This is a genomic window from Phormidium sp. FACHB-1136 (genome assembly GCF_014697375.1).
GTDB lineage: Bacteria > Cyanobacteriota > Cyanobacteriia > Phormidesmidales > Phormidesmidaceae > Nodosilinea.
The window spans coordinates 20,958-47,766 of the sequence record NZ_JACJRS010000032.1 but is presented as its reverse complement, the minus strand read 5'-3'; the positions used below and the strand labels follow the sequence as shown (position 1 = coordinate 47,766).

Annotated in this window: 17 protein-coding genes; 6 read left to right on the top strand and 11 right to left on the bottom strand. The window is 58.6% G+C overall.

The features are described 5' to 3' along the window. Positions 1-145 precede the first annotated feature (145 nt). The 4 genes from lpdA to H6G62_RS11720 all read left to right on the top strand — a co-directional run bounded on the left by lpdA (position 146) and on the right by H6G62_RS11720 (position 3,177). Entirely contained in the window at positions 146-1,582 is a 1,437-nt protein-coding gene (gene lpdA, locus H6G62_RS11735) for a dihydrolipoyl dehydrogenase (protein WP_190495279.1), read from the top strand. Further along, a complete protein-coding gene (gene trpC / locus H6G62_RS11730; RefSeq protein ID WP_190495278.1) occupies positions 1,579-2,475 on the top strand; it encodes an indole-3-glycerol phosphate synthase TrpC in 897 nt (298 codons plus the stop codon). The genes lpdA and trpC overlap by 4 nt, the downstream gene beginning before the upstream one ends. A 67-nt stretch (positions 2,476-2,542) precedes the next feature. Then, positions 2,543-2,812 carry a DUF5340 family protein gene (locus tag H6G62_RS11725; protein WP_190495276.1) on the top strand — a complete coding sequence of 90 codons (270 nt, stop codon included), beginning with the start codon at positions 2,543-2,545 and terminating at the stop codon, positions 2,810-2,812. 71 nt (positions 2,813-2,883) lie between these two features. Beyond that, positions 2,884-3,177 (top strand): hypothetical protein, encoded by a 294-nt coding sequence (locus tag H6G62_RS11720; protein WP_190495273.1) that lies wholly within the window; start codon positions 2,884-2,886, stop codon positions 3,175-3,177. 22 nt (positions 3,178-3,199) lie between these two features. On the opposite strand, the gene H6G62_RS11715 is transcribed toward H6G62_RS11720, so the two are convergent. Beyond that, positions 3,200-4,354, bottom strand: a complete 1,155-nt coding sequence (locus H6G62_RS11715) for a DUF3095 domain-containing protein (protein ID WP_190495272.1) — start codon at positions 4,352-4,354, stop codon at positions 3,200-3,202. 279 nt (positions 4,355-4,633) lie between these two features. On the opposite strand from H6G62_RS11715, the gene clpB reads away from it, so the two are divergent. Next, positions 4,634-7,339 (top strand): ATP-dependent chaperone ClpB, encoded by a 2,706-nt coding sequence (gene clpB / locus H6G62_RS11710; protein WP_190495270.1) that lies wholly within the window; start codon positions 4,634-4,636, stop codon positions 7,337-7,339. 111 nt (positions 7,340-7,450) lie between these two features. Here the strand turns inward: clpB and H6G62_RS11705 are convergent, their stop codons facing one another. The 3 genes from H6G62_RS11705 to H6G62_RS11695 all read right to left on the bottom strand — a co-directional run bounded on the left by H6G62_RS11705 (position 7,451) and on the right by H6G62_RS11695 (position 11,017). Next, complete coding sequence (locus H6G62_RS11705) at positions 7,451-7,813, bottom strand: hypothetical protein (protein WP_190495267.1); 363 nt, start codon at positions 7,811-7,813, stop codon at positions 7,451-7,453. Between the two features lie 72 nt (positions 7,814-7,885). Further along, complete coding sequence (locus tag H6G62_RS11700) at positions 7,886-9,592, bottom strand: AarF/UbiB family protein (protein ID WP_190495265.1); 1,707 nt, start codon at positions 9,590-9,592, stop codon at positions 7,886-7,888. A 273-nt stretch (positions 9,593-9,865) separates the two neighbouring features. After that, positions 9,866-11,017: a DegT/DnrJ/EryC1/StrS family aminotransferase gene (locus tag H6G62_RS11695; RefSeq protein WP_347239341.1), complete on the bottom strand. Its 1,152-nt coding sequence runs from the start codon at positions 11,015-11,017 to the stop codon at positions 9,866-9,868. A gap of 158 nt (positions 11,018-11,175) precedes the next feature. Here H6G62_RS11695 and ribD point away from each other — a divergent pair, with 158 nt between their 5' ends. Then, positions 11,176-12,246, top strand: coding sequence for a bifunctional diaminohydroxyphosphoribosylaminopyrimidine deaminase/5-amino-6-(5-phosphoribosylamino)uracil reductase RibD (gene ribD / locus H6G62_RS11690; RefSeq protein WP_190495295.1), 1,071 nt, complete (start codon positions 11,176-11,178; stop codon positions 12,244-12,246). Here ribD and H6G62_RS11685 read toward each other — a convergent pair. The 7 genes from H6G62_RS11685 to rpsT form a co-directional block, all read right to left on the bottom strand. Then, positions 12,231-12,605 (bottom strand): thioredoxin domain-containing protein, encoded by a 375-nt coding sequence (locus H6G62_RS11685; RefSeq protein ID WP_190495261.1) that lies wholly within the window; start codon positions 12,603-12,605, stop codon positions 12,231-12,233. The two genes, ribD and H6G62_RS11685, sit on opposite strands and share 16 nt — an antisense overlap. 340 nt (positions 12,606-12,945) lie before the next feature. Then, positions 12,946-15,501 (bottom strand): EAL domain-containing protein, encoded by a 2,556-nt coding sequence (locus H6G62_RS11680; protein WP_190495259.1) that lies wholly within the window; start codon positions 15,499-15,501, stop codon positions 12,946-12,948. 473 nt (positions 15,502-15,974) lie between these two features. Beyond that, positions 15,975-19,958, bottom strand: a complete 3,984-nt coding sequence (locus H6G62_RS11675; RefSeq protein WP_190495257.1) for a DNA-directed RNA polymerase subunit beta' — start codon at positions 19,956-19,958, stop codon at positions 15,975-15,977. Between the two features lie 83 nt (positions 19,959-20,041). Next, positions 20,042-21,916 carry a DNA-directed RNA polymerase subunit gamma gene (locus tag H6G62_RS28325; protein WP_190495255.1) on the bottom strand — a complete coding sequence of 625 codons (1,875 nt, stop codon included), beginning with the start codon at positions 21,914-21,916 and terminating at the stop codon, positions 20,042-20,044. A gap of 139 nt (positions 21,917-22,055) precedes the next feature. Continuing rightward, positions 22,056-25,358, bottom strand: coding sequence for a DNA-directed RNA polymerase subunit beta (gene rpoB, locus H6G62_RS11665; protein WP_190495253.1), 3,303 nt, complete (start codon positions 25,356-25,358; stop codon positions 22,056-22,058). A gap of 237 nt (positions 25,359-25,595) precedes the next feature. After that, positions 25,596-26,420: a TatD family hydrolase gene (locus tag H6G62_RS11660; RefSeq protein ID WP_190495251.1), complete on the bottom strand. Its 825-nt coding sequence runs from the start codon at positions 26,418-26,420 to the stop codon at positions 25,596-25,598. A gap of 53 nt (positions 26,421-26,473) precedes the next feature. Next, positions 26,474-26,782: a 30S ribosomal protein S20 gene (rpsT, locus tag H6G62_RS11655; RefSeq protein WP_190495249.1), complete on the bottom strand. Its 309-nt coding sequence runs from the start codon at positions 26,780-26,782 to the stop codon at positions 26,474-26,476. Positions 26,783-26,809 lie beyond the last annotated feature (27 nt).

Genomic DNA, 26,809 nt, shown 5'->3' with positions numbered 1-26,809 from the left:
GCGCATCCTCAAGGCTGGCATCTGCGGTTTAGGGAGTTGTCTAATTGGCACTGTGTGGTCAAGAATGGAGGATGTTCTGTCGTCTGGGAATCCGTACTCCTGGGCGATTATGTTCTACGTTTTGGGTTTGCCTTAGGAGCCTGCTGTGAGCGACGCATTTGACTACGACCTAGTGATTATTGGGGCTGGGGTAGGGGGCCACGGAGCCGCGCTCCACGCCGTTAAATCGGGTCTAAAAACCGCCATTGTAGAGGCGGATGTGATGGGCGGCACCTGCGTAAACCGGGGCTGCATTCCCTCCAAGGCATTGCTGGCGGCGTCGGGTCGGGTGCGGGAACTGCGCGACGATCACCACCTCAAATCCCTGGGCATCCAAGTCGGCCAGGTCGGCTACGACCGCAGCGCCATCGCTGATCATGCGAAGAACTTGGTCAGCAAAATCCAGGGCGACCTCACCAACAGCCTTACCCGCTTGAACGTAGACATCCTCAAGGGCTGGGGCCGTGTGGTGGGCGAACAAAAGGTAGCCATCGACACCGCCGAGGGCGAAAAGATCGTCACCGCCAAGGACATTATTCTGGCTCCGGGTTCGGTGCCCTTTGTGCCCCCCGGCATCACCACCGACGGCAAAACCGTCTTTACCAGCGATGAAGCCCTGAAGCTAGACTGGCTACCCGACTGGATCGCCATCATCGGCAGCGGCTACATTGGCCTAGAATTTTCCGACATCTACACCGCCCTGGGCTGCGAAGTCACCATCATCGAAGCCCTGGATCAGCTCATGCCCACCTTCGACCCCGACATTGCTAAGGTGGCCCAGCGGGTGCTGATTGCACCGCGTGATATCGACACCCGTGCCGGACTGATCGCCAAGACCATCACCCCCGGCAACCCCGTGGTGATTGAACTGGCCGACCGCGAAACCAAGGAAGTGGTGGAAGTCCTGGAAGTGGATGCCTGCCTGGTCGCTACCGGACGCATTCCCGCCGCCAAGAACATGGGCCTAGAGCGCGTGGGCGTGGAGCTAGATCGACGCGGATTTATCCCCGTCAACGACCGTCTGCAAGTGACCCGCAACGGCGAACCCGTGCCCCACCTGTGGGCCATTGGCGATGCCACGGGCAAGATGATGCTGGCCCACGCCGCCTCTGCCCAGGGGGTGATTACCGTTGAGAACATCTGCGGCCAAGATCACACCGTCAACTATATGAGCATCCCCGCCGCCGCTTTCACCCACCCGGAAGTGAGCTTTGTGGGGCTGACGGAACCCGCCGCCAAGGAAAAGGCCGCAGCGGAAGGATTCGCCATCGACACCGTGCGCAGCTACTTCAAGGGCAATTCCAAAGCCCTAGCGGAGGGTGAAACCGAGGGTCTCGCTAAGGTGATCTACCGCAAAGACACCGGGGAAATTTTGGGCGCACACATCATCGGTTTGCACGCCGCTGATTTGATCCAGGAAGCCGCCAACGCTATCCACCAGGGGCAAACCGTCACCGATCTGTCCTTCTGTGTCCACACCCACCCCACCCTTTCCGAGGTGATGGACGAAGCCTTCAAACGCGCTGTGGTGGTTCCCGTATGACTATCCGCCGTCGTCCCCCCAATCCCCCCGTTGCGGTGAAGCATTTGCATTACCAAGTCCAAGCCCCCGACGCCGAACCGCGCAACATCCTGGAAAAAATCGTTTGGCACAAGGAAAAAGAGGTGGCCCAACTGCGGGAACGCCTGCCCTTGGCCGACCTTCAGCGGGACGTGTTGAGTGCTCCCCCCGCTAGGGACTTCATTGCCGCCCTGCGCCAGGGGCCAACCTCCCCAGCGTTGATTGCCGAGGTCAAAAAAGCCTCCCCCAGCAAGGGCGTGATTCGCGAAGACTTTGACCCCGTGGCCATTGCCCAAACCTACGCTAGCCACGGGGCCGCTTGCCTCTCGGTACTGACGGACAAAGCCTTCTTCCAAGGCGATTTTGAATACCTAGCCCAGGTGCGGCAAGCGGTGGAGATTCCGTTGCTTTGCAAGGAGTTCATCATCTACCCCTACCAGATGTATTTGGCCCGCTGCAAAGGGGCCGATGCGGTGCTGCTGATTGCGGCCATTTTGTCCGACAAAGACCTGCGCTACTTTGTGCAGATTGCCAAAGCGTTGGGCATGGCCGCCTTGGTCGAAGTTCACACCCTGGAGGAACTGGATCGGGTACTGGCGATTCCAGCGGTGACGCTGATCGGCATTAACAATCGTGATTTGGAAACCTTCACCACCGACCTGGCCACCACCGACACCCTGATTACCGCCCGACGGGCCGAACTGGAGGCTAGAAATGCCTTAATTGTGGCTGAATCGGGAATTTTTACCGCCGAAGACGTGCAAACCTTGGCTACTTCTGGAGCCAGTGCCATACTGGTAGGAGAATCGCTCATGCGACAGCCCGATCCAGGGGCAGCGATTGACCAACTGTTTCCGGCCAGGGCAGATTCGTGAAGGGCTGTTCCTGACTCAACGGAATACGGTTTACGCACGCGGGTTTATTTTTTGGGGCACAACACCTATGGTGACTCCGGGCCAGCCAGTTCCACTGCCATCCCACATTCACTACGAGCTACTGTTACAACTGCTAGAGCAACAGACCATGGCGACGGTCTACCCATCGCCCCACCTAAAGCAGCAGACCCAAGAGCTAATCTTTACCCTGAGAAAGGCGCTTTCCCAGCAGCGACAGCTTGAGCAAACCTGCAAGCTCTCCAATGTGCCTGTGGAGTATCAATGGTCAACCAATCAGCCCCTAGATCGATTTTCAGCGGAAGTCGGCAACGGTTGAGCCACCCTAGACGAATGCCCTCCTAGGGACTGAGCTAGGATGGGAATCTACGGGTCAGAACGGCGTGGGACATGGATCTTTCTTTTCTGTTGGCGATTGCGCTTCTCGTCGGGTTGTTTTTTTGGCTGAAGCGCTTTCGAGGGCGAGGGAGGAGCTATCGTCGTACCCGATCCACCGCTGCCCCAACCCAACCCCGCTCCGTCAAAGGTGCCACCCGGCGGGAACTGCTGCGTTTGGTGGGCGGTAACCAGGATGTAGCCCAGCGCTTGGTGGATCAGGTGCAGTTGCGCAACCCCAACCACAGCGAACAATGGTGCTGGGAAAAGGCGATCTACGACATCCAGCGGGATCGCCGTAGTTCCTAATGTCGGTTGGGCAACGAGCACCCTAGCCCCGCAGACGGGCTTTGAGTTGTTTGGCGGCTAGGGCATAGCCTCCATCGGCGCTGTCGATGAGGTGAAAGTGGCGATCTCGGCGGTTGAGGATCAGGCAGGTCATGAGTGCTCGGTCGGAAACATGAAGGCCGTAGGCGAGGTATCCCCGTTGGTAGCGATCTTCCAAATAGTCTCTAAGCTGCTGGGTTTGGGCTGGGGTGCCCGCCATCACCATGCGTAGAGAATCATCGAGCTTTTGGTAGTCCGATGCCGCCCACACCTCCTGCCGATAGCGGCCCCAGTCTACCCCGCCAGCCTTGATTCCCAGCGCCATGAAGGCAAAGCCCAACAGGGTTTCTAGGTACGCCCTAATCCAGTAGACCCATTGCCCCGATTTGGGTCTGTGGGCCTTCACCTCCGCCGAAAGCTGAAGCGGATTGAGCGTTACCGTCAACCGATCTATCGCAGCAGGGTGATAGTCGGCTGGGTTGCCGTAGAGGGTTTGGATTTGAGTCAGCACCTCCCGAAAGACGGCAGGGGGTAGGGTATGCCCACGCTTGGGGGCCGCCACAATTAGGCTGAGGGTGTGCCCTGGTTTGCTGGGAATGGCCCGCCAACGGCATTCTAGGCCCGATAGGTTAGCCGTGGCGGGGTTGCCTGCCTGCTCCAGTCGATACATCGCCTCGGTTTTGATCAATCGCTCGGCATAGGTGATGCCCCCGCCCTGAAAATTCGCCTGACAATAGGTGGGCGTGAGACGAAACTTAGCCACCTTCACGGGCATCTCTGGGGCCAAGGCCGACACAGGCACCACCCCCACCCGCAGGGTTAGCCCAAAGGCTTCCTGAGCGATGGTTTTTAGCCCCAGCAGGGCTTCCCGCGCCTGCCCCAGGGCCGAGGGAGGCACCAGTAATACGGCCCCATCGCCCCCGAATACAAAGGGCACATCCAAGGGCGCGATGGCGTTGAGCACCGCCATAATGGAACTTGCCCCCAGCACGTTGACGGCTTTATATTGTCCCCGTTCGATGGCGGCGGTAGACCCAGCTACGTCGGTCATCAACACATACCAATCCGCCGGAGCCGTCCGATAATGCGTGGAATCCGCCAGGTCGATAAAGCGCTCTAGCACTGGAAGCGACCGATAAAAGTCCTCGCTAGCCATCATCGCCTAGGCTCACAACATCAAGGGAATACCACCATCGAACCACGCCCCCCGGATTGAAACCGTCAGACCGTACAGAAAAGCCTACAGATATTAACCCCATCCCCTGGCGACCCTATCCTCTGGGCGGAGAGACTGGGCCTTAGACCCTCTGGGTGGGAAGACTTCGCCCCTACCGTAATCCGCCAATCCGCCCCACCCCCTTAACAATGCCCCTCCCCCGTACCTGATATACTGATCCTCCAACCGTTACAAACCGTAAACCGTCTGCCCACGGAGATTATGCAGCCCACCGATCCGGATAAGTTTACCGACAAAGCCTGGGATGCCATCGTTGAGGCGCAGGATGTCGCCCGCCGCTTCAAACATCAGTACTTAGAAGTGGAGCATGTGATGATTGCCATGCTCGACCAGGAGGAGGATGGGCTGGCCCACCGCGTTTTGGCTAAGGCCAAGCTGGATACGGATTTGATCCTGGACGAACTAGAAACCTTTACCCAGCGGCAGGCCAAGGTACGCACTCCCATGGATGGCAATCTCTACCTGGGCAAGAGCCTAGATCGAATGCTGGACAAGGCGGAGGAAGCGCGGGAGAACTTCAAAGATAAGCTGATTTCCGTGGAGCATTTGCTGCTGGGCTTTCAGCAGGATGAGCGCATTGGGCGGCGGTTGCTGCGGGGCTTTAATGTGGATTCCGCCGAGTTGATGGCGGCGATCCAGGCGGTGCGGGGTAGTCAGCGGGTCACCGATGCCAAGCCAGAAGCCCAGTATGAGGCGCTAGAACGCTTTGGTCTAGATCTCACCCAGGCGGCACGGGACGGCAAGCTCGACCCCGTGATTGGGCGGGATGAGGAAATTCGGCGGGTGATTCAAGTCCTGTCCCGGCGCACCAAAAATAACCCGGTGGTGATCGGCGAACCTGGTGTGGGCAAAACCGCCATTGCCGAAGCCCTAGCCCAGCGCATCATCAACGGCGAGGTGCCGGAATCGCTGAAGGGGCGGACGCTGATTTCCCTGGACATCGGGGGCCTGATTGCCGGGGCCAAGTTCCGGGGCGAGTTTGAAGAACGTCTGCGCCTGGTGCTGAAGGAAGTCACCGACTCCGAGGGGCAGATCATTCTGTTTATCGACGAACTGCACACCGTGGTGGGGGCCGGGGCAGGCCAAGGCACCATGGATGCGGGCAACCTGCTGAAGCCCATGCTGGCCAGGGGCGAACTGCGCTGCATTGGGGCCACTACCCTGGACGAATACCGCAAACACATCGAAAAAGACGCCGCCCTAGAACGCCGCTTCCAGCAGGTCTACATTGGCCAACCCAGCGCCGAGGACACGATTTCCATTCTGCGGGGGCTGAAAAATCGCTACGAGGGCTACCACGAGGTGGAGTTCGCCGATAGCGCACTGGTGGCGGCGGCGGTGCTGTCGGATCGCTACATTGCGGATCGGTTTTTGCCCGACAAGGCCATTGATCTGATCGACGAAGCGGCGGCCAAACTAAAAATGGAGATTACCTCCAAACCCGCCGAGCTAGAGGACATGGGGCGACGGCTGATGCAGCTTGAAATGGAAAAGCTGTCCCTAGAGGCCGAAGAACGGGTGGGAACCGCCAGTCGGGCCACCCGCGAACGCCTGGATCGCATTCAGCAGGAAATTGACCTCCTCACCCCCCAAAAGCAAACCCTGGATGACCAGTGGCAACTGCAAAACCAGGCCCGTGATGCCATCCACACCCTCAAGGAAGAAGAAGAAAACCTGCGCCGCCAGATTGACCAGGCCGAACGGGATTACGACCTGAACAAAGCCGCCCAGCTCAAGTACGGCAGACTGGAGGCGGTGCAGCAGGAACGGGAAGCGCTGGAAGCCCAGCTTGCCGAAATTCAAGACCAAGGGACAGCTCTGGCCCGCAAACAAGTTACCGATGCCGACATTGCCGAAATCGTCGCCAAATGGACGGGCATCCCAGTCAATCGCCTGATGGCCTCGGAACGGCAAAAGCTGCTGCAACTGGAGGGCCACCTCCACGACCGCGTCATCGGCCAAAACGAAGCCGTGGAAGCCGTTGCCGCCGCCATTCGTCGCGCCCGTGCGGGGATGAACGATCCCGGTCGGCCCCTGGGTTCCTTCCTGTTCATGGGGCCAACGGGGGTGGGCAAAACGGAACTGGCCCGCGCCCTGGCAGAATTTTTGTTCGACACCGAAGATGCCCTAATCCGCATCGACATGTCGGAATACATGGAGAAAAACGCCGTGTCTCGCCTGGTGGGTGCCCCTCCCGGCTATGTGGGCTACGAAGATGGGGGCCAACTCTCGGAAGCGGTGCGCCGCCATCCCTACTCCGTGGTGCTGCTGGATGAGGTGGAAAAGGCCCACCCCGACGTGTTTAACATTCTGCTGCAAGTGCTGGATGATGGCCGCATCACCGACTCCCAGGGCCATCGGGTGGATTTCCGCAACACTGTAGTGATCATGACCAGCAACCTCGGTAGCGACCACATTTTGGAACTGGCGGGCGACGACGACCGCTACGACGAAATGCGTAGCTTGGTACTAAAGGCCCTGCAAAAGCAATTCCGCCCTGAATTTCTTAACCGCGTGGATGACCTGATTCTGTTCCACTCTCTGCGGAAACAGGAACTACGGAAAATTGTGGCGATCCAAATTCGGCGGGTGGAAAAACGCCTCACCGACCAGAAAATTCGCCTAGACATCACCGATGCCGCCATCGACTTCATTGCCGAAAGCGGCTACGACCCCGTCTACGGTGCCCGACCCCTCAAGCGGGCCATCCAGCGCCTCTTGGAAAACCCCATCGCCACCAAAATCCTAGAAACCACCTTTACCGAAGGCGGCACTATCCAGGTCAATAAAGAAGGCGACGATGGGTTAGTTTTCAGCCATCAGGAACCCCAGCCTCCGGAAGAGATTGAAGTAACGACGGATCAGACCGATGATCAACCCTTGGCAGAATCTGTAGCGGGTAGTTAGTTGAGGCATCTGCCTCTAATCGTCTACCTCTAATCAACCGTAGGGGAGAGTTTCCTCGCCCCTCTCAACCAAGGATTGACCTTAAAGGATTGGCCTACCAAGGCATCCAGATTAAAAGGAATCTAGGTCGAGGGCCTTGGAGCCACCTTCTTCGATCATGGCTAAGATTTTGCCCAACTGCGACCAAATCAGCAGACCGCTAAGCAGGGTCATCGGGGCTCCCATGGCGTAGGCGACCTTACCAGAGAAGCCAAATAGCTCAATGCCAGAGGCTAGGAAAACGCACACCCCAGCACAAATGCCGAAGAAGGGAATTTTGAGCTGAGGCCCCCGTAGGGTCGCTAAAATCCGGGTCGAACGATTGCGGTTCCAGTCGCTGACGGCTTGTTGCAGGGCGGTACTAAAGGCGTAGCCAGAGGTAACGGCGGCTAGGAAGCCCGCTAGGAGCAGGATATAGGGAGGTTGGGAATACACGGGTAACGCTCTGAAACAATCATGAATCTTTAGCAATTATAGGGGAGAGGTTTCCCTTCTTTAGGGCAGTGGCTAAACCTGAAGCACTTGGCGCAGTTCGCCCATCCCCGGCACCAACTGTTCGGCCTGTTCTAGGGAGTAGGTGGTAAACGCTCCCCAGGCGGCACCAAGGACACGATCCACGGTCAGGTCGTCCTTCACTAAGGCCCACAGGCGTTGCACCTCTTCGGTGTGGAGGCGGTCGTTTTCGGTCAGGGCCAGCAACAGCATTCGGCGCAGGTGCAGTCCTTCCTCGGACATCAGGTAGCGAATCCCTAGGCCAGCGGTGGGCAGAACGTCGAAGTTACTATCACTGCGGGCAATGGCTAGCATATTTTCCAAGCGCTGCCACTGGAGTTGACCGTCCTTAAAGATGACCTCTAGGAGCCGCTGGCGCAGGGCCGGGGTTTCGCCTAACAGTAGCCGACGGGCCACATAGGGATAGGCCACATCGACAATTTTAAAGTCGGGATTCAGGCTCAAGGCCAACCCTTCCTGGGTGACCAGGGATCGAATAATCAGGGCAAACTTGGCAGGCACCCGGAAGGGGTAGTCATACATCAATTCCGAGAACTGATCCGTGATGGTCTTGAAATTAAAGTCCTGTACCCTGGCCCCCATGGCATCCCCCAACACCCGTTTGAGCGCAGGAATAATCGGCCCTAGTTCGGTCTCCGGGGTCAGGAAGCCCAGCTTGATGAAGGCAATCCCCAACCGTTCAAAGTCCTGGTTGATCAGATAGACAATGGCATCCACCAAGGTTTCCTTGGTGTCTTGATCCATCTGATCCATCATGCCAAAGTCGATGTAGGCCATGCGACCATCGGCGAGGGCGAACAGGTTGCCGGGGTGAGGGTCGGCGTGGAAGAAGCCAAATTCCAGCAATTGTCGCAGGCCGGAGGTAACACCAATTTCAATCAGCCGATCCTGATCCAGGTTATCTAGCGCCATCCCTTCAGCATCCGTTAGCTTGCTACCCTCGATCCATTCCAGGGTCAGCACTCGGTGACTGCTGTAGGGCCAGTAGATGGAGGGCACCTTCACCGTGGGGTCATCCTTGAAGTTGGCGGCAAAGCGTTCGGCGTTGCGCCCTTCATTCAGGTAGTCAATTTCCTCAAACAGCTTGATGCCAAACTCATCCACAATCAGGGTGAGATCATGCCCTAGGTTGAGGGGCAAAAATCGCGCTATCCACCCCGCGGCCCAACGCATCAGGTAGAGGTCTCGACTCAGCAAAGGCCGTAGGTTAGGGCGCTGCACCTTCACCGCCACCTCTTCCCCAGAAAAGAGGCGGGCGCGGTAGACTTGGCCCAGGCTGGCGGCGGCTACGGGGGCGGGGGAAATACTGCTAAAAATTTCTTCGGGGGAATAGCCCAGTTCCGCTTCGATGATCGCCCTGGCGAGGGGGGTGGGAAAGGGCGGAAGCTGATCCTGAAGTTTGGTTAGTTCCTCCAGAAAGTCTTTACGCACCAGGTCGGGCCGGGTGGATAGGGCTTGTCCCACCTTAATGAAGGTTGGCCCTAGGTCAATCAACACTTGGCGCAGTTGGGAGGCCCGTTTCTGGCGGTTTTGTTCCTCTCGCCGGAACCATTGATCAAACTTTAGCCCTAGAACAAAGGTGCCCAGCCACCAGAGAATTTGTACAATCCTTGTCCCTAGCGTCCACCAGCGCCACCGAAAATGACGGGCAATGACGGCAGCGTCATAGGCCCACAGAGCATTGGGATCTTCACCAGTCACAGTACGCTTGCCTCTCTTCCAGGGGGTAGGGGAACGATGCCAGGGAGCCTATGCCTATCCGAGTAATGCCCCGAGAAGCCACTGGCTCTAGTATCAGGTCTGCTTGTCTCCCGTTAAGACTAGTATAGAAAACTACAAACAAATTTACCTAAGAGATCCAAACCTTTACCCTGGGTTCTTGTTAGTAGGTCAATAGAGTTTTCTCAACGGTTGATGAATTACCGATAGAAGGAATGGCTGATCCACGAAAGGTCAACCCTGATCAGAGTCAGGCTAGCAGTACTGGGCGGCTTTCACACCCACCTCCGACAACACCTGCTTTAGGGTGGCGACCACGGTGTCCTGACGGGCGGCATCGAGTTCAGGGAACATCGGCAGGGAGAGGACTTGGTGCGAGGCCGCTTCGGCCTGGGGCAGGTCTCCTGGCTTGTAGCCTAGGGACTCGTACACGGGCTGAAGGTGTAGGGGGATGGGGTAGTAGACCATGCAGATCACCCCGGCTTCGCGCATCTTCTGCTGAATGTGGTTGCGTTCTTGGCCATCGGCGGTGGATCCAACAATGCGCAGGGTGTACTGGTTCCAAACGGACTGGCCAAAGTTGGGGGCTTGGGGGCGAACCACACCCTCTACATCAGATAGAAGGGCATCGTAGCGCTGGGCCACGGCGGCGCGTTGCTGGTTCCACTGATCCAGGTAGCGTAGCTTAATGGCCAGGATTGCAGCCTGCACCGAATCTAGACGGCTATTCACGCCAATGGCCTCGTGGTGATAGCGCACCCGACTGCCGTGCTCCCGCAGCATGGTCATGGTGTCGGCTAGGGCGGGATCGTTGGTGGTAATGGCCCCGCCATCGCCACAGCCTCCTAGGTTTTTGGTGGGGAAAAAGCTAAAACAGCCCACATGGCTCAGACTACCCACCGATTTCCCCTGCCATTGCGCCCCCGTCGCCTGGGCGCAATCTTCAACGACGGCGAGTTGATGGCGACTAGCCAGGTCTAGGATTGGCCCCATGTCCACCGGATGACCAAACAAATGAACGGGGATGATGGCGCGAGTGCGTGGGGTGATGGCCGCTGCAATGCGGGTAATATCGATATTGAAGGTGTCGGGGTCGATATCCACAAAAACAGGGGTAGCCCCCACCGCACTGATGACTTCAGCGGTGGCAATGAAAGTGAAGGGGGAGGTAATCACCTCGTCCCCAGGGCCAATGTTGAGGGCACGCAAAGCCAGGTAGAGGGCATCCGTCCCGGAGTTGCAGACAATGCAGTGATCGGTGCCCACGTATTGACCAAAGGCTTCCGTAAAGGACTGCACAATGGGGCCGTTAATATACTGGCCCGCCGCCAACACTTGGGTTACCGCAGCATTCACTTCGGCTTGAATTTGCTTAAACTGCTCCGTCAGATCAACAGGAGGAATCACAGCCACTCGCTTACACTCACGCTCATAGATAGATAGGCTTAGTGTACCGTACTATCTGAGCCCCCGTAGGTTCCCCCATGCCCTCTGCTGATTGAGTCGTAGCCGCTGTGACTGAGGCCTTCTGTACCGATCCCACCGATCCCATCCATCGACGGTGGATGACGCGCTGCCTAGAACTCGCCCAACAGGCCGCCGGACAAACGGCCCCCAATCCCCTCGTGGGTTCGGTGGTTCTACAAGGGGAGGAGGTCATGGGGGAGGGGTTTCATCCCGGCGCAGGGCAACCCCATGCGGAGGTCTTTGCCCTGCGGCAGGCGGGGGAGAGGGCGAAGGGGGCCACGCTCTATGTCAACCTAGAACCCTGCAACCACACAGGCCGCACTCCCCCCTGCACCGAGGCGATTCTTCAGGCGGGGATCCGGCGCGTGGTGGCGGGCATGGTAGATCCCGATCCCAGGGTCTCCGGCGGCGGGATTGCGCGGTTGCGTCAGGCCGGAATTGAGGTTGTCGTGGGGGTGGAAGAAGCGGCCTGTCAGCGGCTAAACGAAGCCTTTGTCTGTCGGGTTTTGCGCCAACGTCCCTTGGGCCTACTGAAATATGCCATGACCCTAGACGGCAAAATTGCCACCACCACGGGCCACAGCCAATGGGTGACGGGGCCGGAGGCGCGGGCCGCAGTACATCAACTGCGGGCGGTGTGTGATGCGGTGATCGTCGGGGGTAACACCGTGCGTCGCGATAATCCGCACCTCACCAGCCACGGCCACAGCCCCCATAATCCTCTCCGGGTCGTGATGAGCCGCGCCCTTGATCTGCCCGATCAGGCTCACCTGTGGGATACCTCAACGGCTCCGACGACCGTGTTTACTAGCCTCGTCGCCCCTGAGGAAAGGCGTCAATTATTAGATCAGGCCGGGGTGGTGGTGGTGGTGGTTGATCCCCTGACGCCAAGCATGGTGATGCAGCATTTGTACAAACAGGGCTGCGCCCAGGTGTTGTGGGAGTGCGGCGGAATCCTTGCTGCCCAGGCGATTCGGGATGGGGTGATTGATAAGGTTTGGGCCTTTGTGGCCCCCAAGCTGGTGGGTGGCCAAAATGCGCCAACGCCCCTAGGTGATTTGGGCATTACCGAAATGTCTACCGCTCTGCCCCTTGGCGACCTTACCTATCGATCCCTAGGGCCAGATTTGCTGATTGAGGGCTACCTAACGGGTCAAGACTGGGGGTAAATCCGCACGAGGGGAGACATTTCGTAGCGTAGGGATCGCTGACGCATGAAGCTGTCGAGCACCTGACGCATGTCGTCTTTGCCGTGAAAGGTTTCTAGGCGTTGTTGCAGTTCGCCGCCCTCAAACAGGAGCAGGGTGGGCAAGCTGGAGAGGCGGTAGGTGTTGGCAAGGCGGAGATTTTCGTCGGCGTTCACATCTACGAGGCGAATCTGGCCGTCCCATTCTGCCTGAAAATGATTGAGCAGCGGGGCCACCATCTTACATAGCCCGCACCAGGGTGCCCAGAAATGAACCAGCACGGGGACTTCAGAGGCTAGGACAGTGGCTTCAAAGGTGGCTTCGCTCACGGAGGTTGACATCGGTATTTTTAAGGAGTTTGGTTATTAAATTAATTGTGGCACCTTACTGCACATTACCAACGGCCCTACCCCGCTTTCGCCCCCAAATGCAGCCCCCGAAAGGCCCAGATTTGGAGCGCCATGGAGCCCACGGCCACCTGGCTGCGGTTGAGGCGTTGAACCCGCAAAATGACGCCACAGATCGGTCGATTACGGATATTGGGATCATTGTAGACCAGGGAAGAATCGAAGTTAACAGGCAGAGCCTCAGATGAAACCCAGGATGGTTACCAATGGCGGTCAGTTCGGTGGCGGTAGCGCCCCATCGGTTGATGATTGCGGAATAGGGGCAGTCTAACGCCTAAACCGTCTGGGCGACATGGCGAGCCAGCAACGCCTGGGCCTCCTCAACGGGTAGGGGTTTGGCAAAGTAATAGCCCTGGCCATAGTCGCAGTGTTCCTGCTTCAGCATGGTTACCTGTTCTAGGGTCTCCACCCCTTCCGCCACCACCTCCATGCCCAGCTTTTGGCCCAGGGTGAGGATCGTGTGGATGATGGCCCGATCTTCGTTGCTTTTTTCTAGGCGACCCACAAAGGACTTATCCACCTTGAGGGTATCCATGGGGAAGCGGTGGAGATAGCTGAGGGAGGAATATCCGGTGCCAAAGTCATCAATGGCTAGCTTTAAATCCAGGGACTTGAGCTTCAGCATCAGGTCAATGGCGGCGTCCACATCCCCCATCACCATACTTTCGGTAATTTCCAGGCGCACGCAGTCTCCCCGCACCTGGGTATCTTGAAGGGCGGCTTTAATGCGGCTAATCAAGTCAGACTGACCAAATTGGCGGTTGGAGAGGTTGATGCTCATGGTCAGGTTGGGGTATTGGGGAAACATACCGTGCCAGGTGTGGAGTTGGCGACAGGCTTCTCGGAAAATCCATTGCCCCAGGGCCATGATTAGCCCCGTTTCTTCGGCGGCAGGGATAAAGGCGCTGGGCAACACAAACCCCCGATCTTTCTGGTGCCAGCGTACCAGGGCTTCAAACCCGGCCAGTTCCCCCGTCGCAAGGCGAATAATCGGCTGGTAATAGAGCAAAAATTCCTGGTTATCCAGGGCGCTGAGCAGATCGCTTTCCAACTGAAGCCGATTGACCGCCTCGGTGAGCATCCCCACCGCAAACACCTCGAAGCGAGACTTGCCCAGAGCCTTAGCTCGGTACATGGCGGTGTGGGCATCCCGCAGGAGATCGGCGGGTTTGTGGGCCATACCGGGCTGGCTGATGGCCATCCCCATGCTGATGGCGCTGGGCAATTTCTGGCTCTGGAGCGTAATCGGCTCCGAGAGGGTGTACTGGAGGGTGTCCATCCGTTCCCCCGCCGCCTCATTGTCCAAATTCGTTAGCATCAGGGCAAACTCATCGCCCCCCACCCGAGCCACCTTAGACTCCAGGGGCATATGTTGAATTAACCGCTTGGCAATGATACGGAGCACCCGATCCCCGGCCTGGTGGCCCAGGCTTTCGTTGATCACCTTAAACCGATCAATGCCCATGAAGACCACAATCACCGGATCCGCCTCAGGGTCGCCCTGGTGCTGACGCAGCGCCTTTTGAATCAGGTTGAGGAAGGCTTCCCGGTTAGGCAGACCCGTGAGGGGATCGTGGGTACTGCGGTAGAGCAGCTTATAGGCAATGACGGCGGAGGTGGTGGTAATAATGCCAACGATAGGTTCGGCCATGGGGAGCCAAATCAAGTTCTGCACGGCCACCCAACCGATGCCTCCCACCCCCAGCAGCAGCAGTACGCTTGATCCCAGCATCAGGCTAGGCCGTCGCAGCCCCCAGACTAAGCTGCCCGCCGCTAAGCACCAAGCCAATAGCCACAGCCCTTCACTCCAGGGGGGTAAATAGCGGTATAGGGCGGGCTTGCCTTCCAATAAGTCGAGCAACTGGCTCACCATCTGGGCATGGATGACGACCCCGGCCATGGTCAGGTCATCATTTTGGTTAAAGCTGAAGGGGGTGTAGAAGCGATCCTTCAGGCTGGCGGCGGTGGTGCCAATGAGGACGACCTGATCGGTAATCCAATCTGGGTCAAACTGGCCGCTGAGCACCTGGCTCATGGAGAGTTGGCGAGCGGGCTGATGGCGACTGTGGTAGCGCAACAGAATTTGATAACCGCTGCTGTCCACCGCTTGATAGCCCCCATCTGGCCCCGACAGCACCCGAATGGGGATGTCGCCTAGGTAGAGGTGCTCGGTGTCGGTTCTTAGGGGTAAGGGATCGCGCTGGTTATCGGCAAGCACCACCCGCAGCCCAAAGGAGTAGTAGCCGTCGGGGGGGCGTCCCACAAACAGCAGGTTGCGCCGAATAATGCCGTCGGAATCGGTGGGAAAATCGTTAAAGCCGATCCGCTCTCGCTCCACCGTGGGCGGTGGCGGCACTTCCCCCAGGCCGGGGGCGTTCCCCACATTTTCAATGGCAATCAGGTTTGGCGCGGCTAATTGCTCAATCAACGCCTCAGATCCGGGGGGGCGAAAGGTGCTGCGGTAGAGATCGAGGCCCACCACCCGAGGTTGATGGGCCTGAAGGGCTTCCAGCAAGTCCGCCAGTTGCGCATCCGACAGGGGCCAACCATACTGTCGCAAATCCCCTTCACTGAGGCCAATCACGGTGATCCGAGGATTCAAGTCCTGATCCGGCAGAGCGCGAACCATGCGGTCAAAAATGAACAGTTCAGCCGGTTCTAGCAGCTGCAAGAACTTCAATCCGGTAATGCACAGGCCCGCAAACAGGCTCGACAGCAAGACAATCTTCCCCCCGGTGGCCAGGGTTTGGGTCTCCGATTGATACAGAACCTTGGGCAAAATAACGTGACGAACCAGGTGATTAAGGCGTTTCACAAAAGAAGCTTTCACAATCGCTAGAACCCTAGATGATGGCAGTTGGCGGTAGTAGGTGCATCCTGTGAGTAGTCGTAGATGCCAAGGCATCCCCCCCATACCCTGAACTCAATCACGGCACAGCCGAGACTACGCCCTAGCGCTGGGAAACGTCCCCGGTAAAGGCATGGGAGATCAATGGCGGGGAAAATCTCCATCTCTGTTCTATCTGAGTTCTAACGGAACGACCAGTGGACGTTATAGGCTGTAATCGTTCGCTAGACTCCCAGCCGATGGGATAGGCCAGATTCCCCAATCAAACGCGGGTCGATCTGGGGGCATCCTTCCTTCATCATGCCCATCTTGAACCCCAACCGATCACCTCAAGGCTGGGCTGGCCCATCGGGGTTGATTCGGCTCTAAAAAACGCCCCCTCGTGGTGAGGGGGCGCTAGGTAGGCTGAGCCTAACGGTGGTGCCGAGACCTCATTGTTCCCCGCATCCGGGAACCTATAGGGATCCCGTTTGGTCGTCAATCAACAGATCGTCATCCAGATCCATCATCGAGAACTCATCACCATCCTCGGCGGCGCTGCCGGGACGCCGTACCCCACTGTCCTCCAGGGAGGATCCGCCGATCATTTCATCATCGGCCAACAGGGTGAGGGTGCCCTCCATGTCATAGCTGCGGGCCGTGCGATCATCCAGCACCACATCCTGAAGGTCATCGTCGAGAATGGCGGATTCATAGCCCGCGTCAATCTCAGGGGCAGGGGCATCTTCGTAGGCGTTATAGCCCGTCCCCGCCGGGATCAAGCGACCGATGATCACGTTTTCCTTCAACCCCCGGAGCCAGTCGGACTTGCCCTCGATGGCGGCTTCGGTCAGGACACGGGTAGTCTCCTGGAAACTAGCCGCCGAGATGAAGCTGTCGGTGTTGAGGGACGCCTTGGTAATCCCCAGCAGTACAGGCGTGTACTGGGCTGGAGCCCCCCCGGTAATCGACATGGCTTCGTTGACCTGTTCCACCTGGTAGATTTCCACCAGTTCACCGGGCAACATGGTGGTGTCGCCGCCGTCGTCAATGCGGCACTTGGAGGACATCTGCCGCACAATCACCTCCGTGTGTTTGTCGGAAATATCAATCCCCTGGGACTGGTACACCGACTGCACCTCGTTCACCAGGAAACTCTGCACCTCTTGGAGGCTCTTGAGAGCCGCTTCATGGGTGCCTTCCCCCTGGCTCATGTGGTAATCAAAGAACACCTCCAGGATCTCATGGGGGTTGGCGGGGCCATCGGTGAGGTGGGTGCCGCTGAGCACCTCCTGACCATCGGAGACAATCACGTTTTGGCCGGGGTTCGTCGGGTATTCCGACACCACCCCGTCGTGTTCGATCACCTTCACTTCCACGGTTTCGTCGTCGCTGTAGACCACCTGGGCGATGCCGGGACGACGGGCCAAGATGCAGGCTTCCTTGGGCTTGCGGGCCTCCAGCAATTCCTCAATCCGGGGTAGACCCTGGATGATGTCCCCGGTCTTTGCCCGCTCAAACACCAGCAGCACCAGGTTGTCACCCCGCTGCACCAGGTCGCCATCCTCAATGTGCAACACGGCCCCGGTGGACACACGGTAAGGACGCGCAAGGCGCAGGGTCAGGGCGTCACCTTCAATGCTGGCGATCTCCCCAGACTCACCGTGACTAATCCCAGGGGCGAGTTCCGTTTCCGCCACCACTAGGTCGCCCACCTTCACACTGGGAGGCTGACCGCCCAGATCAATCTGCACCTGGTCAGAATCGCGTACCACCAACAAACGCCGCACCGCTTCTTGGCCTTCGCGAATCCCGCGCACCACCCCGGATTCCTTGCACTTAATTTCGGTGCGGGCCAGCACCGCCCCAGGGGGAATCTGGTCGCCATCCTTCACCATCAACGTGGTCGTGGTGCTGCCTTGGGTCTGATCAGCCACCACATCGCGGCGAATCACCTGGGTTTCGAGCACCACCATTTGTAGACGGGTGACATCGGCATCAGCATCGTCAGGCACGAGTTCGATGTCGGCCACCACATGGGGAGACTCGTCTTCAATGTCTAGCACCAGTTGGGTACGCAGAAGTTCCACGCCGTCTACGACCTCAATGCGGTCTCCGTCCTTAAAGGGCACCCGCTGCACCGCCCGCAGTTTGATGGAACTGCCCGCATCCGTAGCAGAACCCTGGCTGGGCACCGAAGGCTCGTTGGGTACGGTGTATTCTTCCACCGGGCGTAGCAGAATGGCTGGGCCTTCGGGGGTTTCCACGTATTCCACGTAGCGTAGGGCATCGGCCACCAGACCGGGCATAATTTCCTCCCCGGCATTCACCAGAGTACGATCCCGCTCCATCACATCTTCCGGGGCATCGACCATATGCAGGTCGCCCGGTTTGATGATGATCTTGCGCAGAATGTCATTTTTCTGGGTGATTTCCACCACCCCGGTGTTCTGGCAAAAAATGTCCTTCACCACCTCGGTGCCCGCTTCCAGGTATTGGCCGTCCTCCACCATCAGCAGGGAAATATCTTTGTTGACCTCGTGGGTTTCTTCGGGAATCCACAGCAGAGTGCCGCCCTGGACGACTTCGTAGCCCTGCTTGCCCTTGCCCTTCTTGGCCACCTCAACCCCGGCGAACTTGACGATGCCGCCCGTCTGGGTCTTGAACTGGTCGTCTTCCAGTTCGGCAATCACTTGGCCGCTGGTCACCTTAGCTCCAGGGGTGGCAATCAGGGAAAAACGCTGACCGTAGGAAGTTTCGATGAAATAGTGCTCCCGCCCTTGGCCCTGCTCCTTACGTACCTGGGCCTGATCCAGCATCACGGAGGCGGTGATAATTTCCACCTCACGGCTGCCCTTGTCGTCGTCGCTTTCGGGTAGACGCACAAAGCCACCGCGCTCGGTGGTCAGCTTGGTAGCAGCCAGGGTATCGCCCGCTTTAACGTGGTCGCCGTTGCGCACTACGGGCTCGGCACCGGGCAGCAGGTTGTATACATCCCCCGACCGCACCCAAAGCAGACCGCCCCGCTGGGCCAGTCGGGTGGTGTTGCCCTGGCGGTCGGTTTTTTCCTCCTGCACTAGGCCGTCAAACGTCACTTCCCCGGCCAAGTCGGAGGTCACGTCCTTGGTGGCCTTTTCGGTCACCTTACGGGTGCGCCCTGCGGAGGGCAGTTCAGCCAAAAGCTGCTCCTTTTGAACCGTCTGGCCATCGTTGACGAACAGGATCGTCCCCTGGGGCAGGCGTTCCGTTTGGTTCTTGCCGCTCATTTCCACCACCAGGTCGGCGTCGGATTCCAGCATCAGCGCCTCTTCACCGTAGCGGGTGCGGAAGGCACGGCTCTTAAACCGCTTGGGCAAGCGCACGGTGCCATCCTTATTGGCGTTAATCCGGGGGGCGACTTCGCCCGTAAACGTACCCCCGGTGTGGAAGGTCCGCATGGTCATCTGGGTACCGGGTTCGCCGATGGACTGGGCCGCAATAATGCCCACCGCTTCGCCCAAGTCCACCAGGTCGGAATGGGCCAGGCTCCAGCCGTAGCAGAGGCGACACACCGACCGGGTGGCTTCGCAGGTGAGGGGAGACCGCACCAGCACCTCTTCTACCCCAGCTTTGGCCATCTCAGTGGCCTTTTCGGGGGAGATCGGGTCATTTTTAGCCAGGATAATTTCCCCAGTTTCGGGATGCTTCACATCCTCGGCCACCACTCGGCCCAGCAGGCGGTTTTCGAGGGGAATCAGCACCCGTTCCCCGTCAGTCATGCTGCGCAGGGCAATCCCCCGTTCCGTGCCGCAGTCGTGCTCCCGAATAATCACGTCTTGGGACACGTCCACCAGACGCCGGGTGAGGTACCCCGAGTCTGCCGTCCGCAAAGCCGTATCCACCAGACCTTTCCGCGCCCCGTAGGAGGAGATCACGTACTCGGTCACGGTCAAGCCTTCCCGGAAGTTGGTCTTAATGGGAAGGTCGATGATTTCCCCCTGGGGGTTGGCCATCAGACCCCGCATTCCCACCAACTGACGCACCTGGGAAATGTTCCCCCGTGCCCCAGAGAAGGCCATCATATACACCGAGTTGAGAGGGTTATTTTTCTTAAAGTTCTCAACTACCTGATCCTTCAGCTTTTCGCTGGTGTCGTTCCAGGTGTCAATCACCTTGGTCAGGCGTTCTACCTCGGTAATTTCTCCGCGAATGTAGCGCTCCTCAGTGGCGTTGATGTCCTCCTCAGCGGCAGCCAGCATGGCCCGTTTTTCATCGGGCACTTGCAAGTCTTCCACACTAATGGAAACCCCGGCGCGGGTGGCGTATTTAAAGCCCAGATCTTTGATCCGGTCGGCCATTTGGGAGGTGCGGGCGGTGCCGTATTCGGTGAACGACCAGGAAATCAGCTTCTTGAGCTGCTTTTTGTCGATGATACGGTTCCGAAAAACCAGCGAGGATTGAGTTGCCCCTTGCTCAGCCATGTTGTTTCTGCCCCTCGTGCGGTGTACTGATGTCGTGATTGGTGGGAATTGCGGCTCCGGCTCATCTAAGCCGGAGCCAGACGTTAGCTTGCGATTGCTTCTAGAACGGCCTTGTTGTAGATGATGCGGCCCGTGGTGGTTTTGATGTACTGGGAAATGACGTTACCCTCTTGATCCAGGCGCACCCGTCGCTCGGAGTAAATCCGGGTGGTGATGCCAGCGGATTCCTCTTCTTTCTCCAGCACCTCCGGCTGATCCGACTCCACTGGCCCGTCATACCGCAGCCACACCTTGGCATGGAGATCCACCAAGCCCTGCTCGAAGGCCATGATCGCGTCCTCCATGCTGGCGAAGTAATGCCCTTCACCCTTGGTGGCACCGGGGTTGTCCGCCGTCAGGTAGTAGCAGCCCAGCACCATATCCTGGGAGGGCGTGATGATGGGCTGACCCGTGGCCGGAGACAACACGTTGTTGGAGGCCAACATCAGCAGCCGTGCCTCGGCCTGGGCTTCCAGGGAGAGGGGAACGTGGACAGCCATTTGGTCGCCGTCAAAGTCGGCGTTGAAGGCGGGGCAGACCAGGGGGTGAAGCTGGATGGCGCGACCTTCCACCAGAATGGGTTCAAAGGCTTGAATCCCCAGACGGTGGAGCGTCGGTGCTCGGTTCAGCATGACGGGGTGGCTTTCGATCACCTCCTCCAGCACTTCCCAGACGGTGTCGCTGTTGTCGCTGTGCTGAATCATCTTCTTAGCCGCCTTGATGTTGTTCACCACCCCCTGACGAATCAGACGATGGATCACAAAGGGCTGGAACAGTTCGATGGCCATCTCCCGAGGCAGACCGCACTGGTGAATTTGCAGCTTGGGGCCAACCACGATGACGGAACGACCGGAGTAGTCCACCCGTTTCCCCAGCAGGTTTTGGCGGAAGCGGCCCTGTTTCCCTTCGATGATGTCGGACAGGGACTTGAGGGGACGGTTGTTGGCCCCCACCACCGTGCGGCCCCGGCGACCGTTGTCAATCAAAGCATCCACGGCCTCTTGCAGCATCCGCTTTTCGTTACGGACGATGATTTCTGGGGCCAGGATTTCCTGCAAACGAGCCAGACGGTTGTTGCGGTTGATTACTCGACGGTAGAGGTCGTTGAGGTCGGAGGTGGCAAAGCGGCCCCCATCCAACTGCACCATCGGTCGCAGGTCGGGGGGAATCACGGGAATCACATCCAGCACCATCCACTCGGTCTTAGACCCGGTGGCGATGAAGTTGTCGATCACCCGCAGGCGTTTGATCAGCTTGGCCCGCTTCTGTCCCTTGGAGTTGGCGATTTCCTCCCGCAGCTTTTCGGCCACGGTTTCCAGTTCCAGGTCTTGCAGCAAGCGCTGGAGGGCTTCGGCCCCAATGCCCACCTCAACCCCGGAGAGTTCGGTATCTTCGTCGTAGAGCTGGTCTTCGATTTCAATCCACTGGTCTTCCGTCAGCAGTTGCTTATAGCTGAGGTTCTCGGCATTGCCGGGATCCAACACCACGTAGGCATTGAAGTAAACAATCTGCTCCACGTCCCGCAGGGGCATATCCAGCAGAATGGCGATGTAGCTGGGGATGCCCTTCAGGTACCACACGTGGGCCACCGGAGCGGCCAGTTTGATGTAGCCCATGCGGTGGCGGCGCACCCGCGACTCGGTCACTTCCACGCCGCAGCGTTCGCAGACAATGCCCCGGTGGCGCACCCGCTTGTATTTGCCGCAGTGGCATTCCCAGTCCTTGGCGGGGCCAAAAATCCGCTCACAGAAAAGCCCGTCCATCTCCGGCTTTAGCGTCCGGTAGTTGATGGTTTCCGGCTTGGTGACTTCGCCCACCACCTGGCCGTTGGGCAGGGTGCGTTCCCCCCACTGGCGAATACGTTCAGGGGATGCCAATCCAATTTTGACGTAGTCAAACCGCTGTTCTAGCTTGGCCATGCTGGGTGTTTTCCTTGTAAGCGCGCTCAATCGAATGGAAAGCCGTGATCTGGGAAGATCCGTGTCGGGTTAAAAGGCTGGATTAGGAGGGTTCCGAGGTGAAAGGCACCCCGGAACCTGGGTTTCGCCGAAGGTGGCGTTAGTCCTCCATGTCCTCGCTGTCGTCGCGGGCAATGGATTCGTAGGTGGGCCGAGAGGGTGCCCGACGGGTGTTGACATCGGCCATCAGGTCTACCTCAATGTCGCGGCTGGTGCCGTCTTCCTTGGTTTCCACCTTGTGAACGGCGATGTCGAGACAGAGGGATTGCAGCTCGCGCATCAACACCTTGAAGGACTCCGGCGTGCCCGGTCGAGGGATGGACTTGCCCTTGACAATGGCGTTGAGAGCTTCGTTACGGCCCTGCATATCGTCGGACTTCACGGTGAGCAGTTCCTGGAGGGTGTAGGCAGCCCCGAAGGCTTCCAGCGCCCACACTTCCATTTCCCCGAAGCGCTGACCACCCTGCTGGGCTTTACCGCCGAGGGGCTGCTGGGTCACCAGGGAGTAGGGGCCAGTGGAGCGGGCGTGGATCTTGTCATCGACAAGGTGAACCAGCTTCAGCATGTAGGCTTTGCCCACCGTAATGGCCTTGTCGAAGGGTTCCCCGGTGCGGCCATCCCGCAGAACGATCTTTCCGGGATCGTCGGGGTTAAACACCCAGTCCTTCCCGGTGACCTCGCGGGCCTCCATCAGCTTGCCGTGGGTGGAGTTGCGGGAGGCTTCTTCGCCGTACATTTCGTCGAAGGGAATCACCTTAAAGCGGGCATCCAGGTTTTCCGCCGCCCAACCGAGCAGACACTCAAACACCTGGCCCACGTTCATCCGGGAAGGCACACCCAGGGGGTTGAGGGCGATGTCAATGGGGGTGCCGTCCGGCAGGTAGGGCATGTCCTCAATGGGCAGGATGCGGGAAATGATCCCCTTGTTGCCGTGGCGTCCGGCCATCTTGTCGCCCACCTGGATCTTGCGCTTCTGGGCCACGTAGACCCGCACCACCATGTTGGCACCGGGGGGCAGTTCGTCGCCCTGCTCCCGGGTAAACACCCGCACATCGACCACACGGCCCTTTTCACCGTTGGGCACCCGCAGGGAGTTATCCCGCACGTCCCGCGCCTTTTCGCCGAAGATGGCCCGCAGCAGTTTTTCTTCCGGCGGCTGGTCGGATTCACCCTTGGGCGTCACTTTACCCACCAGAATGTCGCCGGATTCTACCCAGGCCCCAATACGGATAATCCCGGTTTCATCGAGCTGACGCAGGGCATCTTCCCCGACGTTGGGAATTTCGCGGGTGATTTCCTCAGGCCCCAGCTTGGTCTGCCGCGCCTCAATCTCAAATTTCTCAACGTGGATGGAGGTGTAGACATCGTCGTAGACCATCCGCTCGCTGAGCAGAATGGCGTCCTCGTAGTTGTAGCCTTCCCAGGGCATATAGGCCACCAGGATGTTCTGCCCGAGAGCCAGTTCGCCGCCCTCGGTGGCCGAGCCATCGGCTAACACCTGCCCCGACTGCACCTTGTCGCCGGGGAAGACGATGGGGCGCTGGTTCAAACAGGTGTCTTGGTTGGAGCGCTGGTACTTTTGCAGCTCGTAGGCGTGGATGTTGCCGTCGGGATCCTTCACCTTAATCAGGTCGGCATCCAGGTAGACCACTTCGCCATCGGTGCGGCTGATGATCACCATCCCAGAGTCGCGGGCGGCCTGGGCCTCCAGACCCGTACCCACTAGGGGACGCTCCGGCTGAAGCAGGGGCACCGCCTGCCGCTGCATGTTGGAACCCATCAGGGCGCGGTTGGCGTCGTCATGCTCCAGGAAGGGAATCAGGGACGTGGCCACGGAGATAATCTGCACCGGGGACACGGCCACGTAGTCCACCTCCGTCGAGGCGGTGGTGGTAAAGTCCTGCCGATAGCGCACGGGCACGGTGTCGCCAATGATGTAACCCTCTTCGTCGGTGGCAATGTCGCCAGGGGCCACCCGCAGATCGTCCTCTTCGTCGGCGGTCATGTAGACCGGGGGAATATCCTTCCGCACTCGGCCATTCTCGGCCTTAAAGAAGGGGGTTTCGATGAAGCCGAAGTCGTTGACGCGGGCATGGGTGGCCAGGGAGCCAATCAGTCCGGCGTTGGGGCCTTCCGGGGTTTCAATGGGGCAAATCCGCCCGTAGTGGGAGGGGTGAATGTCGCGCACCGCAAAGCCCGCCCGTTCCCGTGTTAGACCACCGGGGCCGAGGGCGCTGATCCGGCGCTTGTGGGTCAGCTCCGCCAGGGGATTGGTTTGATCCATGAACTGGGAGAGCTGGCTAGAGCCGAAGAACTCCTTAATCGCCGCCACCAGGGGCTTGGGGTTCACCAGGGAAGCCGGGGTGAGGGAATCGGCATCGGACACCGTCATCCGTTCCCGAATGATCCGCTCTAGGCGGTTCAGCCCCACCCGCACCTGGTTTTGCAGCAGTTCGCCCACGGAGCGCACCCGACGGTTGCCCAGGTGGTCAATGTCGTCGATGCTGCCGATGTCGAATTCCAGGTTAATCAGGTAGTCGATGGCGGTGAGGATATCCGTGGGCGTTAGCACCCGCATGGTATCGGGTACGTTCAGCCGCAGTTTGCGGTTCAGCTTATGACGACCCACCCGACCCAGGTCGTAGCGCTTGGGATCGTGAAAGCGAGAGAAGAGCAACTGCTCACCCCCCGTTACCGTGGGCGGTTCACCGGGCCGCAGCTTGCGGTACAGTTCCAGCAGAGCTTCCTCTTCGCTGAATTGCCCTTCTTTTTCGATAGTTTTTTGGAAATATTCCGGGTTCCGCAGCGAGTCAAAGATCTCGTTGTCGCTCAGCCCCAGGGCCTTCAGCAACACCTGGGCCGACAGCTTGCGGGTTTTGTCGATGCGCACCCACACCAAGTCGTTTTTGTCGGTCTCAAACTTCAGCCAAGCGCCCCGGTTGGGGATCAGGTTGGCGTTGTAGGTGCGGCGACCGTTTTTGTCGGTTTCCGACTTGTAGTACACCCCAGGACTACGGACGATCTGGTTGACGATCACCCGCTCGGCCCCGTTGATGATGAAGGTACCCCGGTCGGTCATCAGCGGCAGGTCGCCAATGAACACCTCCTGCTCCTTGATCTCCCCGGTTTCTTTGTTGATCAGCCGGGTGGGCACATACATCTGCACCGAGTAGGTGGCATCCCGCCGCTTGGCCTCATCCACGTCGTACTTCGGGCTTTTGAGCTTGTACTGCTTACCCAAAAAGTGCAGTTCTAGCTTGCCCGTATAGTCGGTAATCGGAGAGAAACTTTCCAGCTCCTCGATCAACCCTTCTTCTAGAAACCAGCGGAAACTAGAACGCTGGATCTCCACGAGGTCGGGTAGAACGAAGTTGGGCGTGGTGTAGGTGATAGGTTCAGTCATGGGTTTCCTAAAGCGAGTCAGGCCCGGGCCTGGGTGGCCTTGAATTCAGACGAAAGCATCCAAACGAAAAAGTCAGCTAGCCAGCACAGTGACTAACCGATGACGGGACAAGATAATGATGGGTAGGGTGGTCATAGGTAGGGGGCAGGATGGCGAACCTCAGCACAGTAAAACCTTGAAACGAACGAACCTTGGGGCCGTTAATCGAGCGGCAAAATACGGTGTCATGCCAATAGATTATCCAGTCGCCAGAGCCGCCATCCTCTCGGCAGAGGGAATGGGTTCAGTCCACTGAAAGAGATCCCAGGCATTTCGGGTGGTGACTTCCGCCAAAACCTGAAACTCCACCTGGCGCAGCTCGGACAGGTAGCGGGCTACATGGCCGACAAAGGCGGGCTGATTTCGACGCTCCTTACGCATGGGTTCAGGAGACAAAAAGGGGCAGTCGGTTTCGATCAGCAGTCGGTTGGCTGGGACAATTTGAGCCGAGGCTTTCACCTGATGCGCATTTTTGAAGGTGACAATGCCGCTGAAGCTGATGTAGAACCCCAAATCGAGGAACCACTGGGTTTCCTCAGGGGTTCCAGCCCAACAGTGCATGACTCCGCCCACAGGGCCAACGGCCTGCTGAAACTCACGGATGAGATCCGCCGTGGCCTGCGCCGCATCACGACAGTGGATAATCACCGGGAGGGACATCTGGGAGGCCAGGGTGAGCTGTGCCCAAAAGGCTTCCCGCTGAACCTCAGCGTTATCGGCCTTAAAGAAATCCAGCCCCGTCTCCCCAATCGCCACCACCCGGCTATCCGACCGAGCCAGTCGCCCGATCTCCGCCGCCGTATCGGCCCCCCACTGATCCACATCCAGGGGATGCAGCCCCACCGCCAGGGAAAGCTCAGGGTACCGATCCGCAATGGCCTGCATGGCCGGAAAGTCCTTGGGCTCCACGCAGGAATGCACCACCCGCACGATCCCAGCCTCTCGCCAAGCCTGAGCTAGATCGTCAAGATCGTCAGCAAATGTGTCGAAGTTGAGATGTACGTGGGTGTCAACCAGCGGCATAGTCGGGGGGCAGCAACGTAGAAAACAGGGGCGATATTTGACCCAAACCGTTCCTAGGACGCTGCTTCGGTACCCTGGCTGTCCTTCGTTTTCAGTGCCCGCGCCAAACCAGACTTCTTCCGTGCCCCGGTGTTGGGATGTAGCACACCCCGCTTAACGGCCTTGTCAATTTTGCTGTAGGCCGTTGCCATCTTGGCTTCCGCCGCCGCCAGGTTCTCTGGAGTGGGGTCAGCCTGGTACGCCTCAGCCGCCGCCAAGTAGGATTTGCTGAGTGTTTTCACCGCTGACTTATAGGAACGATTCCGGAGCCGATTCCGCTCGGCAACTTCGATGCGCTTCAGCGCAGACTTAATGTTTGCCACAGTATGCCCTAGCTTAACAAGATTATG